Here is a 13,536-nt window from a genome sequence, read left to right as displayed (position 1 = left end):
CCGTCATCACGAGGCCAGCCGTTCGGCGATGGCGCCCACGGTGCGGCCGCGGAACACCACGTGCGGCGGGACCTTGGTGCCGGTCTCCTGCGAGAGCCGCATGGCGACCCGCACGGCGGCCAGCGAATTGCCGCCGATCCGGAAGAAGTTGTCGTCCGGGCCGAGGTCGCCCGGCAGTTCCAGCACGGCCCGCACGGCGTCGGCCACCAGCCGCTGGCCGGGGGTGAGCGGGTCGGCCGGGGCCTCGGCGCGGCGCTCGGCGGGTGCGGGCAGCGCCTTGCGGTCGACCTTGCCGTTGGGGTTGAGCGGCAGCGCGTCCAGCACGTCGACGGTGGCGGGCACCATGTGCTCGGGCAGCAGCGCCGCCAGGTGGTCGAGCAGCGCCTCCGGTCCGGCCGGGCCGGCCCCGGCGTCGAGGGTGACGTAGGCGGCGAGCCGGTGGTCGCCCGGGGCGGGCTGGTGCACGGTCACGGCGGCTTCCCGGACGGCGGGGTGGCGGGTCAGCGCGTCCTCGATCTCGCCGGGCTCGACCCGGAAGCCGCGGATCTTCACCTGGTCGTCGATCCGGCCGGTGATCTCCAGCAGCCCGTCCGGCCGCCGGTGGCCGAGGTCGCCGGTGCGGTAGAGGCGTTCGCCGGGGGCGCCGAAGGGGGCGGCGACGAAGCGTTCGGCGGTCAGCGCGGGGCGGCCGAGGTAGCCGTGGGCGAGGCCGCCGCCGGCCGCGTACAGCTCGCCGGTGGTGCCGTCGGGGACGGGTTCCAGCCGCTCGTCCAGGATGTGGATCGCCTTGCCGTGCAGCGGGCGGCCGATCGGGATCGCCGCGCCGGCGGCGTCCTCGGCGGTGGCGCGGTGGCAGGTGGTCAGGCCGAGGCTCTCCACCGGGCCGTAGCCGTTGGCGACCACCAGCCCCGGATACTGGTCGAGCGCCTTGCCGACATGGGTGACCGAGGCGCGCTCACCGGCCGTGAAGGCCACCTTGAGGTCGTCGTAGGTCGCCGGGAACTCCTCCAGCAGGAAGTTGAACAGGCTGGCCGACAGCTGGAGCTGGGTGACGCCGTGGCGCCGGGTGAGCTCGGCGATCGCCTGCGGGTCGGGCCGCTGGCCGGGCTGGAGCACGCACACCCCGCCGAAGGCCAGCGCGCCGTACAGCTCCAGGGCGAAGGCGTCCCAGGAGACCGGGGAGCACTGCAGCCAGACCTCGTCGGGGCCGAAGCGGGCGTAGTCCTGGCCGAGGTAGGTGGTGGTGAGCGCGCGGTGCGGCACGGCAACGCCCTTGGGACGGCCGGTGGAGCCGGAGGTGAACATCACGCAGGCGAGGTCCTCGCCGGTGACCGGCACGCCCAGGTCGTGGCCGGGGCGGGCGGCGATCGCGGCGGCCTGCGCGTCCAGGTCGAGGTGGCGTCCGACCGGGAACGGCGGGCTCGCGTGCCGGTGGGTGACCAGCAGTGCGGCGCCGCTGTCGGCGACCGCCCCGGCCAGCCGCTCGGCCGGGAAGTCCGGGTCGAGCAGGGTGTAGGCGGCGCCGGTCTTGAGCGCGGCCAGCAGCGCCACCACCAGGTCCGGGCCGCGTTCGACCAGCACGGCGACGGTGTCGCCGCGGCCGGTGCCGGACTCGGCCAGGTGGTGGGCGAGCCGGTTGGCCCGGGTGTTCAGCTCGCCGTAGGTGAGCCGCTGCTCGCCGGAGACCACGGCGAGGGCCTGCGGGGCGGCCGCCGCCCGGGCCTCGACCAGGGCGTGCACGGGCGTCTCCACGACGGTGGCGAGGGTGCCCAGCCAGGCGTCGCACAGCTCGGCCATGGTGGCGGCGTCGAACAGGTCGGAGTCGTACTCGAACCGGCCGGTGAAGTCGGTGCCCCGGTCGTCGACGGAGATCGACAGGTCGAACCGGGAGACCGGGTTGGAGTGCAGCTCCCGGGTCACCTCGACGCCGCCGACGGTCAGCGGGCGGGAGTCCAGCGGGTGCAGCTCCAGCAGCACCTGGCAGAGCGGGTTGCGGTTCTCGGCCCGGTCGTCCGGGCGGTCCTCCAGGACGGTGGCCGCGATGTCGTCGAACGGCGCCTCCTGGTGGCGGTAGCCGGCGATCGCCACCTCGCGGACGTGCCGGACCAGGTCGCGGAAGTCCACGTCCTCGTCGACCCGCACCCGCAGCGGCAGCAGGTTGACGAAGTAGCCGACCAGGGCATCGAGTTCGGCCCGCCCCCGGACGCTGACCGGGGAGCCGAGGACGAGGTCGCGCTGTCCGGTCCGGCGGTGCAGGGTCAGCGCCAGGGCGGCCAGCAGCACCATGAACGGGGTGGCGTCCTCGCTGCGGGCCAGCGCCCGGACGGCCTCGGCGACCGGGCGCGGCATCGCGAAGCGGTGGAAGTCGCCGCGGAACTCCTGGACCTCGGGCCGGGGGTGGTCGGTGGGCAGCACCGGCTCGGTCGGGGCGTCGGCCAGGTGCTCGCGCCAGTGGGCGAGTTGGCGCTCGGCGCTCTCCGCGTCCCGGTACTGCCAGGCGCTGTGGTCGGCGTACTGGACCGCCAGCTCGGGCAGGGCGGCCGGGCGGCCGGTGGCCGACTCCTCGTACAGGGCGGCGAGTTCGCCCTCCAGCACGGGCAGCGAGCCCTCGTCCCAGACGATGTGGTGGCAGAGCAGCAGCAGGGTGGCGGTGTCGCCGGTGCGGTAGAGGTGGGCGCGCAGCAGCGGGCCGGTCTCCAGGTCGAAGGGGACGAGCGCGGCCTCGGCGACCAGCCCGTCCACCCGCCCGGCCTCGGTGTCGGTGACGGTGAACGGCACCTCGACGGCGGGGTGGACCACCTGCCGGGGGCCGTCCTCGGTCAGCTCGAAGGTGGTGCGCAGCGCCTCGTGCCGGGCCACCACGCCCGCCAGCGCCCCGTGCAGCCGCTCGGGGTCGATCGGGCCGGCGAAGCGGAACACCCAGGGCACGATGTAGGTCGGCGCGTCCGGGTTCATCTGGTCGAGGAACCACAGCCCTCGCTGGTACTTGGACAGCGGCGCCGAGGTGGCGCCGGCCCGGGTCAGCGGCGGGCGCTCGCCGCCCGCGGAGGCGGTGACGGCGGCGGCGAACCCGGCCAGGGTCGGGGCGTCGAAGATGGCGTACGGGGAGATCATGCCGAAGGCGTCGAAGACCCGGCCGACCACCCGCACGGCGGTGAGCGAATCGCCGCCGAGGTGGAAGAAGTTGTCCTCGGCGCCGACCTCGGGCACCCCCAGGACGTCCGCCCAGACGGCGGCGATCAGCTGTTCGGCGGGGGTGCGCAGCGGGCGCCCGGCGGGGGCGGCGGCGGGCTGCTCGGCCTGCGGCTCGGGCAGGGCGGCGCGGTCGACCTTGCCGCCGGCGGTCAGCGGGAAGGCGTCCAGCACGGTGACGGTGGCCGGGACCATGTGCTCGGGCAGCCGCTCGGCCAGGTGGGCGCGGAGCACACCCTGGTCCGGGGCGGCGCCGGTGACGTAGGCGGCGAGCCGGCCCTCGTGGGCGACCACCACGGCGCCGGCCACGTCCGGGTGGGCGGCCAGGACCTGTTCGATCTCGCCGGGCTCGACCCGGAAGCCGCGGATCTTCACCTGGTGGTCGGCGCGGCCGACGAACTCCAGCGGGGCGTCCGGGGCCGCGCGCCGGACGACGTCGCCGGTGCGGTACATCCGGGCGCCCGGCTCGGGCGCGAAGGGGTCGGCGACGAAGCGGCCGGCGCTCTGGCCGGGGCGGCCGTGGTAGCCGGCGGCGAGCAGCGGGCCGCCGAGGTAGAGCTCGCCGGCCTCGCCGGGGGCGGTGACGGGCCGCAGCCGGTCGTCCAGCAGGTAGGCGCGGCGGTCGCCGAGCGGGGTGCCGATCGGGACGGACCCGGTGCCCGGCTCGGTGGGGCCGGCCAGCCGGTGGGTGGTGGCGGTGACGACGGTCTCGGTCGGGCCGTAGGCGTTGAGCAGCGGCACCCCGGTGGCGTCCCACCAGGTGGCGGCGGCGTCCGGGTGCAGCCGGTCGCTGCCGGAGATCATCAGCCGCAGGGTGCGGGGCGCCCGGTCACGGCCGCGGTCGCGCACGGCCGGTACGACCTCCTGGAAGTAGCCGGCGGGCAGGTTGGCGACGGTGACGCCCTCGGTGTCCAGCAGGTCCAGCAGGGCGTCGGGGCCGAGCAGTTGCTGCTCCGGGATCACCAGGCAGGCACCCGCCGAGAGGGCGGTGAGCACCTGCTCGACGGCGACGTCGACGGTGGGGCGGGCGAGGTGCAGCACCACGTCCTCGGCGGTGAGGCCGAAGCGCTCGACGGCGGCGGCCAGGTGGCCGGTGAGGGCGGCGAGCGGCACGTGCACGCCCTTGGGGCGGCCGGTGGTGCCGGAGGTGTAGATGAGGTAGCCGGCGGTGGCCGGCGGCTCGTCCGGCAGTTCGGCGACCGACGCGCCCGTGGGCTCGCCCGCCGGCTCTCCGGTCGGGTCGCCGATCAGGTCGCCGGTCTGCTCTCCGGTCAGCTCGCCGTCCGTGAGGGCGAGCGTGGCGCCGGCGTCCTCGCGGATCCAGCGGTTGCGCTCCTCCGGGGCCTCCCGGTCCAGCGGCAGGTAGGTGGCACCGGCGCGGAGCGCGGCGAGCAGGCCGACCAGGTGGTCGAGCCGGTCGCGACCGGTGACGGCGACCGTGCGGCCGGGGGCGATCCGGGCGGCGAGGGCACCGCTCAGCTCGTCCAGCTCCCGGTAGCGGACGGTCCGCTCGCCGAGCCGGACGGCCGGGCGGTCCGGGAACCGGCGCGCGAAGGATATGAAGGGGAAACCGCGAGATTCCATCATCCAACCCCGATGAATTAACGATGCTGCGGGCAGTGGTCTCGACGATAGGCCCGCCCTCCGGGGCCGATCGGCAGAATTTCCGGAAGACCATCGGCAGTTTCAACTGCCGCTTTCCACATGGGTGTTGCCGCAGACGCAGACGGCCCGCCGGGGCGCACGGAGGCGCCGCGACGGGCTCGCGGGAATACGGTCTGCGATTGTCTGCGGGAAAGGAGTGAGGTGGGGGACGGAACTACTCGGGAAAGTCCGGGGACCACACGTCCGCGCGTTCCAGCGCGGCCGGCGTGTACTTGCCGAGCGCGCTGATCAGCAGCCGCAGCTCCAGGGCGAGGCAGTCGGCGAAGCGGATCAGCCCGTCCTCCGGGTCCTCGGCGGCGGCGAGCAGGGCCGCCCGGCCCAGGCCGACCGCGCGGGCGCCCAGCGCCAGGCTCTTGACCGCCCGGCCGCCCTCCCACATCCGCCCCGAGACCAGCAGGCAGGGCGGCGGCCCGGCGGCGGCCAGCCGGCGCAGGCACTCCGCCAGCGGCAGGCCGACCTGGGCCGGGAAGACACCCGGCGCCCAGCCGGTGCCGCCCTCCGCGCCGTCCACGGTGACGGCGTCCGCCCCCGCCTCGGCGGCCACCCGGGCGGCCTCGGCGACGTCCCGGCCGGGGTGCAGCTTCACCCAGATCCGGGCCCGGGGAAAGTTGTTGCGCATCAGCCGGACCTGCTGGCGCAGGATCTCGGCCGTGAAGGTGCCGGGTGTACTGGCGCGCAGCACCCGGCTGTCGTCGCCGAAGACCGGGTCGATGCCGTAGCGGTCGCCGAGCCGGGCGGCGTCCGCGGCGTCCAGCACGGTCATCCCGCCGAGGCCCGGCTTGGCGCCCTGGCCGACCTTCAACTCGAAGGCGAGCCGCCCGGATTCGAGCAGCGGCAGGGCCGCCGGGTCGCTGTACACGAGGTTCCACACCTCGGCGTCGGCGTCCTCGGTGGACTGCTGGACGGCCACCCCGCCCAGCCCGTCCGGGAGTTCCTCCGCGTAGGCGCGCAGCCGGCCGAGCAGGGCCCGGTCGGCGGCCTCGCCGAGCCGGCCGTAGCCGTTCACCGGGACGACGTTCTCGCCGATCACCATCGGCAGGCCGAGCGCGCCCGCCTGCCGGCTCAGCGCCAGGCCGAGGTCACCGCCGGCCGCCCGGGTGGAGCCGGTCGCGGACACGTACACCGGCAGCGCGGACGTGAACCCGCCGATCCCGGTGGTGAGTTCGACGTCCCGGTAGTCCGGTTCGCGGCCCAGGTCGATCAGCCGGGCGAGACGCTGCGGCACGAACACCGGCGGCACGATCCGCAGCGCGTCGAGCGCGTCCCCGGCGTCCGGGCCCGGCTGTCCGGCCGGCGGGCGCTCGGCGCCGAGCAGCACCTGCCCGTAACTGCCGGGCGGCGGGAAGGCGGCGGCCGTGCCGACCCGGGCCCGGTGCCGGACCTCCTCCTCCGGGAAGCCGGGTGCCGAGAGGTCGCTCATGCGCCCGCCCCGTTCCGTCCGGTGGTGTCCCGTCCGACCCGAATGCTGCGTCCGCTCACGGCGACACCACCCCCGCCAGCTTCGGGAAGGCGCTGGCCTGCCAGACCGCGTCCAGCCCGGCGACGTAGCGGGTCAGCCGCTCCACCCCGATGCCGAAGCCGGCACTGGCGGGCACGCCCTCGCGGACCAGGTCCAGGTACCAGCGGTACTTCTGCGGGTTCTCGCCGGTCTCCCGCATCCGGGTGATGATCTCGGCGTAGTCGTTGGTGCGCTGGCTGCCGCTGCACAGCTCGCCGAAGCCCTCGGCCGCGATCAGGTCGAAGTTCCGCAGCAGGCCCGGGTCCTCGGGGTTCTCCCGGTCGTAGAAGCCGCGCGAGCCCTTGGGGTAGTCGGTGACGAAGAACGGCCGGTCGCGCCGGGCGGAGAGCAGTGCCTCACCGGCCCAGTCGAGTTCGGCGTCCGGGCTCTGCGGGTGGCCGAGGCCCTGGAGCTCCGCCACCGCCTCGGCGTGCCGCATCCGGCCGAAGGAGCCCTTCAGCAGCTCGGCGAACGCGTCGGTGTCGCGGCCGAGTTCGGCGAACTCCTTGAGCAGCTCGCGGACCGCGCTGCCGACGATGTGCGCCACCAGCTCCTCCACCAGCTGCACCACGTCGTCCCGGGTGGCGCCCGCCACCTCCACGTCCAGCTGGTGGAACTCGGCCAGGTGGCGGTTGGTCCCGGCGGTCTCCAACGGCTCCAGCCGGACGTTCGGCGCGATGCAGAAGATCTTGTCGAAGGCCAGCAGCGAGGCCTGCTTGTAGAGGATCGCGCTGGTCATCAGCTTGTAGCGGTGGCCGTAGAAGTCGATGTCGACCTGCTTGGATCCGCGCGAGCCGGGATCGGTGACCGGGCCGATGATCGGCGGCAGCAGCTCGGTGAAGCCCCGGCCGCGCAGGAACTCGCGGGCGGCGAACAGCAGCTGGTGCTGGATCCGCAGGGCGGCCCGGGTGGTCGGGGAGGTCAGGTGGCGGCCGGGCTCGGGAAGCGTCGCGGCGCCGGTCGCGGGGGTGGGCCCGTCGGTGGTCATGGCGTGGTGTGTCCCAACTCTCGTGGTGCGGCGGGTGTTCGGTCGAGGTCCGGGGTCTCGGCGGCGCGACTGTCGTAGCTCCACTGGACGTGGGAGAGCGCGCCGAGCAGGTCGGCCGAGCCGAGGATCGGCGGGCGCGGGCCGCCGGACAGGCCGGCAATGGGCATCGAGCCGACGTTCGACCAGTGCAGCCGGCCGTCCGGCCCGAGCGAGCTGCGGGCCCGGCCCGCGTTGTCGGGGTGCAGGCAGTAGGGGACGTCCAGGTAGCCGGCCGCGAAGGCGCGGACCAGGGCCCGGCCGATGTCGGTGTCCAGCTCCAGCACGGCGCCGATCAGCGCCCGCGCCTCGGCCTCGATGCCGGTGTCCGGGACGGCGGTGAGCGGCGGGCGCAGGCGCTCCGCGGCGGCAGCGGCGGCGGCCGTCTCCAGCGCCGTCACGTTCTCGCCGACGGTCGGGATCCGGTGCGCCTCGGCCGTCGTCTTCACGATCAGCCGGGCCGCGCCGGTGCGCACCGCCAGCCGGGCCGCGTCCTCCAGCAGCAGCCTGGCCCCGCCGGGGGTGCGCGGGAACACGCCCATGTAGGCGTAGAGCACGAGATGCCGGTCGACGTCGGGCAGCAGTTCGTCGGCGAGCCGGCCGAGCACCGTGAGCGCCTCCTCGTCCTGCACCCGGTCCGGCTGCTGGGCGTAGCTGAGCGAGATGCTGCGCAGCCCGTGCTGGCGGAAGAACAGCGCCTCCAGCACGCTGACCGCGATCAGCAGGCTGGGCGGGCAGAGCTGCCCCATCAGACAGCCGCCGAAGGTCTCCAGATGCGGCTCGGCGCCGAACTCCCGCAGCGAGGCGAGGAGTTCGCAGCTGCGCCGCCAGCAGGCCACCGCCTCGCTGAGCGGGGTGCGGCTGTACGGCAGGCAGTAGGAGACCGGGCCGCCCTCGGTGGCGTCCAGGCCGACCGCGAGCAGCGCCCTGATGATGTGCTCGGGCATCGCCGAACCGTGCCGGACCTGCACCGGGAAGCGGGCGTCCGAGACCCCGCGCAGCACCGCCCTGGTGACGTCCACCGGGTGGCTGGCGATCGGGTAGCCGTTGAGGCCGACGCCCTCGTTGAGGGCGCTCCGGGCGGCGGCGAGGTCCCCGGTGCGGGTGTAGCTGTCCAGGGTGATGGTGCCGACGGTGGTGGCGGCGGCGCCGCGGGTGGCGAGCAGGCCGTCGCGCATCCGCAGCGGGTCGGCCATGCCCATCCGGGGCTGGACCACCAGGGTCCCGGCGGCCCGGGCGCGGGCGACGAAGGCGCCGAAGCCGGGGGTGGCGGGGGCGTCACCGCGAGGCGCGGTGGCGGGGACGGTCATCGCAGCACCCCGGAGGCGGAGGCGGTGGGCAGGGTTCTGGCGGCGGTGGGCAGCGCCCGGTCGGCAGGAAGTGCGCGGTCCGCGGGCAGCGCGCGGTCGGCGGGCGCGGACAGGGCCCGCGAGGCGGCGGGGGGCAGCGCGCCGACGAAGGAGCGGAAGTCGGCGACCGAACGCCCCTCCTCGAACACCCCGTCGTACCCGGCCGCGAGCAGCGACCGCTGCCGGTCCGGTTCGCCGGAGCCGGCGATGCCGAGCTTGCCGCCGATCACGGTCGGGGTGGCGGCCAGTTCGGGGCAGGCGCGCAGCGCCTGGATCACCCGCAGGCCGTCGTGGTAGCCGTGTCCGTTGACGCTGCTGAGCACGATCAGGTCGGGCTCGATCCGGCGGCACTCGGAGACCAGCAGCTCGTCCGGCACACAGGCACCCAGGTTGGTGACCCGGTGGCCCAGCTCCTCCAGCAGCAGTTGGAGGAAGACCAGGTTCCAGGTGTGCGAGTCCGAGGCCATCGTCGTCACGACGACGTCCAGACCGGCCGGTTCGGCCTTTCCGCGCTGCGGCTCCAACTGGTTCACGGCGCAAACCCTCTGTAGTCGGTGGGTGGTGGGAGTCCCGGCCCGGCGGCGCCGGCGACCGGCTCGCCCGGCCTGAGCAGAACGCTAGGCAGGATCGGACCGGCGGACCGGCAGCTCGTCCGGCAAGTGACGGGCAGTATCGGGACCCGGCGGCTCGGCCCGCCGCACCCGGCACGGGTAAGCGTCACCGCAGCAGGACCCCTGGTGCGCCCCGTCGTCCGGCGGCTCAGCCCGCCGCGGCCAGGACCGGGTACGCCCCGGCGCCGCCGAACAACCGGCGGCAGAGGTTGAGCACGGTGAACCGGACGCCGTCCCGGGCCGGCACGCTGCGGATCAGCCCGCTGGCCAGCAGTTCGTGCACGGCGGCCAGCGACTCCTGCGGCGGCCGTCCGCTCAGCTCGACGGCGTCCTCCCCGGACCAGTCCCCCGGCTCGGCGGCCAGCCGCTGCAGCAGGTCGCGCTGGCCCAGCGTCAGCCGGTCCACCGCCGCGTCCAGCGCCTCGCCCACGCCGCCGCGACCGCCGAAGCCGGCCGGCGGCGGCCCCAGGTGGAACGGCCCGTCCGCCATCCGCGCCACCAACTGGCGCGGCGAGAGCACCGTCGACCAGCCGGCCGCCAGCTCCAGGGCGCCGGGCAGGCCGTCCAGCTGGCGGCAGAGCGCGGCCACCGCGGGCGCCTCCTCCGGCTCCAGCCGGTACCCGGGGCGCAGCCGGCGCAGGTGCGACAGCAGCAGCCGGACGGCGCCGACCTCGGCCAGCGCGGCCGGGTCGTGGTCGAGCTCGGGACCGGGGGTGGGCAGCGGAGCCAGCGGGACCACCTGCCCGCCGGGCAGCGGCTGGGCGACCCGGGCGGTGATCAGCACGCTCAGGCCGGGGCAGCGCTGGAACAGCTCGTCCAGCAGGGCGGTCTCCACCCCGGCGTCGGCACCGTCCAGGACCAGCAGGGTGGGGCGGGCGCCGATCGCCCCGACCAGGTCGGCCCGGCGCTCGGGGCCCATCCCGGGCTGGCGGGCCCAGTCGATCCAGCGCACCGACCAGCGGGCGGTCAGGTGCAGCCGGCGGGCCACCTCCAGCACCAGCCGGGTCTTGCCGACCCCACCGAGTCCGGCCACGGTGACCAGCCGGTCGCCGTGCACGGCGAGGGCCTCGGTGAGCACGTCGATCTCCGGTTCGCGGCCGACGATCGCGCCCCGGGCGACCGGCGGCGCGGTCGGCTCGTCGCGCGGCTCCTCCGCGAGCGCCTGGCGGCGGGCGGCCGCCTCGAACACCGAGCGGCTGCGGCCCTCCAGCCGCAGCGCGTCGGCGAGCAGCCGGACCGTCTCCTGCCGGGGGCGCTGGACCCGTCCGCTCTCCATGTCCCGGATCGCCCGGACGCTCAGTGTCGCGTGGTCGGCGAGGATCTGCTGGGTCAGGCCGATGCGCTCGCGCCGGATCCTGAGCAGCTCGCCGAAGCCCGCCGTCGACTGCAGGGTGTGACCGCCGTCCATGCTCCGTCCGCCTTCCGTGGGTTGGCCAAGTACCGGGGACCAGGGGCCCGCGCCCCCCGTCAGGCGGGCCCGAGGGCGGCGCCGGACGGTGGTGACCGTCGGACCGGCTTTCCCCTGGCGCCGATGGTCCACGGCCCGGCTCTACGGCCGATCAACGGCCGATCACCGCAGATTCACGACACCTCCGCATCGTCCACGAACCCTCCGGACGCCCGAAGGCGCGGAGCGGGATCGACGGCGGCGGGCGGGACGGGCGGGAAAGGGTGGCGGAACGGGACCGGCCCGGGCGTACCGCATCGGGGAACGGTACGACCGGGCCGGTGGCTCGGGGCGGGACTGCGTCGGGGCCGGGGTCGGGCTCAGGCGCGCTGGAGCCCCGGGTGGTACGCCTCGCTGACGAAGGAGGCGGCGGTGGACACCGTGCCGCCGGGGCGGGTGATGTGCGAGACCACCCGGTAGTCGGCGCGGGCGTGCTCCTCGTCGAGGGTGATCGCGGTGTAGCCGCGCCGCCCGTCGTAGAACTTCAGGTGCGGATTGGCGGCGGTCAGGGTGGCCCAGTTGCCCGGGTGCTCCTCGCCGTCCCCGTCGCTGGCGATCGAGGTACCGACGATCTCCACGCCGACGGTCCGCGAGTCCGGGTTGTCGAAGTCGCGCTTGACGTCCATCGCGTAGGCGACGTGCACGTCCCCGGTGAGGACGACGAGGTTCTCGACGCCGATGTCCTCGACCCCGGCCAGCAGCCGTTCGCGGGCGGCCGGGTAGCCGTCCCAGGCGTCCATGGACAGCTTGGAGACCTCGGCGGTGGTGTTCTGGCGGCGGGAGAGCACCACCTGCTGCGGCACCACGTTCCACACCGCGCGGGAGCTGCGGAAGCCGTCCAGCAGCCAGCGCTCCTGGGTGGCGCCCATCAGGGTGCGGCGCGGGTCCGCCGACTCCGCGGTGGGGTACTGCCAGCCGTCGCCGTTGGCCTGGTCGGATCGGTACTGGCGGGTGTCGAGGATGTCGAACTGCGCCAGCCGGCCGTAGTGGTGGCGGCGGTACAGCTTGAGTTCGGTGGCGTTCGGCTGCGGCATCCGCAGCGGCATGTTCTCCCAGTAGGCGCGGGTGGCGGCGGCGCGGCGGGCGACGAAGGCCTCCGGGGACTGGCCCTTCTCGGGGATGCCGGCCGCGTAGTTGTTCTCCACCTCGTGGTCGTCCCAGGTGACGTACCAGGGGAAGGCGGCGTGCGCGGCCTGGAGGTCGGGGTCGGTCTTGTAGAGGGAGTAGCGCAGCCGGTAGTCCGCCAGGGTGGTGGTCTCGTGCGCGAACAGCGACGGCAGGGTGCGGTCGGTGTACTTGCGGTCGCCGCCCGCGGCGTCGATCGCGTACTCGTAGATGTAGTCGCCGACGTGGAAGACGGCGTCGAGGTCCTCCTCCCCGAGGTGCTTGTACGCGGTGAAGTAGCCGTCCTCGTAGGCCTGGCAGGAGACCAGGCCGAGGCGGACCCGGTCGACGTGGCGGTTGCGGGCCGGGGCGGTCCGGGTCCGGCCGACCGGGCTGGTCCAGGCGCCGACCCGGAAGCGGTACCAGTACACCCGGTCGTGGTCGAGGCCGTCGGCGTCCACGTGCACCGACCAGTCGAACTCGGCGTGGGCCCGGGCGGTGCCGCGCCGGGCGACCTTGCGGAAGCGCTCGTCCCGGGCGATCTCCCAGTCCACCTCGACCACGCCGGCCGGCGGCAGGCCGCTGCCGGGCTCCAGCGGGCGGGGCGCGAGGCGGGTCCAGAGCACCACCGCGTCACCGAGCGCGTCACCGGAGGCGACGCCGAGGGTGAACGGGTTCTCGGTCAGGGTGCGGGGCGCGAGCTCGTTGTCGGCGGCGTGGGCGCTCGGCAACTCGGTGGTGAACGCGAGCGCGGCGGCCGCCGAGGCGACCGTCAGGAAGCGGCGGCGGCCGAGGCCGAGGCGGGCGGCGGCCTCGGTCAACCGCCGGTCGGGCGAGGGCTGCTGGTCTGTGCGGGCCATGGGCTGGACTGCCTTCCGTACGCGGGGGCCGGACCGGCCGGGCGCACCGGCCGGTCACTGCGGCCGGGACACCGGCTGTGTACGGAGGGAAATTGGACCGGCCCGTGCGGTACGGCGGGCGTCGGAGCATCGGCGGGCAGGTGATCATCGCGTGATCACAGCGGCCGGATCGGACAATCGGGAGATTCCTGCCGGAGTCACGCGGTGGAGTCCGCTCCGGATTCGTACCGAGCGGGGCGGTCGGCGCGGACCCGCCCGCCCCACTCGGCCCGCCGGTCCTGCCCGCACGCAGATGGACGAGCGCCGCCCGTCCCTCCACCGCGCGCGGGTTGCAAGCCCGTCGACGGAGCCTCACGGCCCGGCGCCGGACGGCGACCGGCAGGTCCTCGGCCACCGTGCCGATCGACGGCGTTCACGGTGGAGCCCGGGGCGAGATCACCCCGATGGGCCTGCGGGTGGGTGGCGGCAGCCAATCACGACACCGCACCCACCCGCAAACCCGCCGCTCACGGGATCGGACGCTCCGTCATACTCCGAGCCCGGAAGGGTTGTTCACGGCCTGCCGCCCTCCGGGGAGCGGTCTGCCGTCCCGGCACCGGAAGGTCGGCCGCAGGAGGGGCCGGCGGAGGACCGGCGCCTCCCGGGGCGGACCGTGCGGGAACAGCCGATTCGCTTTCCACCGGCCCGGTGCGTAAGGTCGTGTTCACCGACGCGGGGTGGAGCAGCTCGGTAGCTCGCTGGGCTCATAACCCAGAGGTCGCAGGTTCAAATCCTGTCCCCGCTACT

At 75.1% G+C, this 13,536-nt stretch carries 6 protein-coding genes, 1 tRNA gene and 1 pseudogene; 1 reads left to right on the top strand and 7 read right to left on the bottom strand.

Annotated elements, in window-relative coordinates; all coding sequences use genetic code 11:
• Nucleotides 1-6 precede the first annotated feature (6 nt).
• From IF01_RS0136365 to IF01_RS0136335, 7 genes and pseudogenes are all read right to left on the bottom strand, one after another.
• Entirely contained in the window at nt 7-4,779 is a 4,773-nt protein-coding gene (locus tag IF01_RS0136365; RefSeq protein WP_244215733.1) for a non-ribosomal peptide synthetase, read from the bottom strand.
• A 232-nt stretch (nt 4,780-5,011) separates the two neighbouring features.
• Nucleotides 5,012-6,277 (bottom strand): glutamate synthase-related protein, encoded by a 1,266-nt coding sequence (locus tag IF01_RS0136360; protein WP_030397909.1) that lies wholly within the window; start codon nt 6,275-6,277, stop codon nt 5,012-5,014.
• Between the two features lie 55 nt (nt 6,278-6,332).
• Nucleotides 6,333-7,343 (bottom strand): asparagine synthetase A, encoded by a 1,011-nt coding sequence (locus IF01_RS0136355; RefSeq protein WP_030397908.1) that lies wholly within the window; start codon nt 7,341-7,343, stop codon nt 6,333-6,335.
• Nucleotides 7,340-8,689 carry a methylaspartate mutase gene (locus IF01_RS0136350; RefSeq protein ID WP_051742129.1) on the bottom strand — a complete coding sequence of 450 codons (1,350 nt, stop codon included), beginning with the start codon at nt 8,687-8,689 and terminating at the stop codon, nt 7,340-7,342. The genes IF01_RS0136355 and IF01_RS0136350 overlap by 4 nt, the downstream gene beginning before the upstream one ends.
• Nucleotides 8,690-8,799: 110 nt before the next feature.
• Nucleotides 8,800-9,261 (bottom strand): annotated as a pseudogene (locus IF01_RS42845) (cobalamin B12-binding domain-containing protein); the annotation flags it as partial.
• A gap of 226 nt (nt 9,262-9,487) precedes the next feature.
• Nucleotides 9,488-10,747: a helix-turn-helix domain-containing protein gene (locus IF01_RS0136340; RefSeq protein ID WP_030397905.1), complete on the bottom strand. Its 1,260-nt coding sequence runs from the start codon at nt 10,745-10,747 to the stop codon at nt 9,488-9,490.
• A gap of 359 nt (nt 10,748-11,106) precedes the next feature.
• Nucleotides 11,107-12,750 carry an alkaline phosphatase D family protein gene (locus tag IF01_RS0136335; protein WP_030397904.1) on the bottom strand — a complete coding sequence of 548 codons (1,644 nt, stop codon included), beginning with the start codon at nt 12,748-12,750 and terminating at the stop codon, nt 11,107-11,109.
• 710 nt (nt 12,751-13,460) lie between these two features.
• Here IF01_RS0136335 and IF01_RS0136330 point away from each other — a divergent pair.
• A tRNA-Met gene (locus tag IF01_RS0136330) sits at nt 13,461-13,534 on the top strand.
• Nucleotides 13,535-13,536: the final 2 nt, after the last annotated feature.

The sequence above is a fragment of the Kitasatospora purpeofusca genome (genome assembly GCF_000718025.1).
GTDB lineage: Bacteria > Actinomycetota > Actinomycetes > Streptomycetales > Streptomycetaceae > Kitasatospora > Kitasatospora purpeofusca.
This window is presented reverse-complemented; position numbering and strand designations above follow the sequence as displayed.